This window comes from Alcanivorax sp. HI0044 (genome assembly GCF_001634945.1).
Genome location: NZ_LWEZ01000395.1, coordinates 1 through 1,203, shown reverse-complemented (window position 1 = coordinate 1,203; position 1,203 = coordinate 1). Strand labels below are relative to the sequence as shown.

The window sequence follows — 1,203 nt, the reverse complement described above, 5'->3', positions numbered from 1 at the left end:
CTCACCTGGATGCAGACACAGAACGCGGACTACACCAATACGTTCCGTGACCTGATCAACGACGGCCAGCCTGACGCAGAGCAATACCAGAATGAAACCTTCCGGCAGTGGCACCAACAGTGGCGGGCGAGGCTGGCCCGCAATAGCAAACCCCTGGCGTCATCGCTGTGCCTGATGCGTAATCACAACCCGGCGGTGATCCCGCGTAATCATCTGGTGGAACAGGCGCTGAATGCTGCCAGCGACGATAACGATATGGCGCCAACCCATGCGTTATTACAGGCACTGGCCGAGCCTTATGCGGACCGGGACAGTGACGACCCGTATCGACAATCAGCCGGCCCCGGCGAGCACGTGTTTCAAACCTTTTGCGGCACCTGAAAGAGACAGCGTTTTGGCATTTTGTCGGATTACGCCTTTCAGGCTAATGCGACCTACGGAGCCAGTGGAGGGCTTGTAGGTCGTGTTAGCCGCGTAGCGGCGTAACCCGACATTCCGCGCTCAAGGAACGCCCTCAGCCTTGTAGCTTGTCCAGGGTCTTCAATTCAAAGTCACTGGCATCGTGACGCTCCCACAGCTGGCTGGCCGGATCACCCCAGGCCCGGTTTACCATGCGGCCACGTTTCACTGCCGGGCGCTCGGCAATCTGGTGGGTCCAGCGCAGTACATTGGTGTAGGTATGAGCCTCAATGAACTCCGCCGCTTCATACACCTTGTTGGTGACCAGTGCGCCATACCAGGGCCACACCGCCATATCCGCGATGGTGTATTCATCACCCGCCAGATACGTATTATCTGCCAGCCGGCGATCCAACACATCAAGCTGCCGCTTGATCTCCATGGTGTAGCGATCGATGGGGTATTGGTACTTTTCCGGGGCGTAAGCGTAAAAGTGGCCAAAGCCACCGCCCAGCAGCGGCGCACTGCCCATCTGCCAGAATAACCAGTTAAGCGTTTCGGTACGGGCCGCTGGATCCCGGGGCAAAAACTCACCAAACTTTTCCGCCAGATACAGCAGAATGCTGCCGGACTCGAACACCCGCTGGGGCGGGTTCACGCTATGGTCCATCAGTGCGGGAATCTTGGAGTTGGGGTTCACGTCCACAAAACCGCTGCCAAACTGGTCGCCATCCTGGATATTGATTAGCCAGGCATCGTATTGCGCATCCTTGTGGCCTTTCTCAAGCAGCTCTTCGAGCATCA

2 protein-coding genes are annotated in these 1,203 nt (G+C 57.6%); one reads left to right on the top strand and one right to left on the bottom strand.

The window, feature by feature from the left end:
* Nucleotides 1-381: protein adenylyltransferase SelO family protein (locus A3730_RS04850; protein WP_197477297.1), on the top strand; the 381-nt coding region annotated here is incomplete at its 5' end.
* A 133-nt stretch (nucleotides 382-514) separates the two neighbouring features.
* Here A3730_RS04850 and yghU read toward each other — a convergent pair.
* Nucleotides 515-1,203, bottom strand: a 689-nt coding sequence (gene yghU / locus A3730_RS04845) for a glutathione-dependent disulfide-bond oxidoreductase (protein WP_063537618.1), incomplete at its 5' end; no start/stop codon positions are given.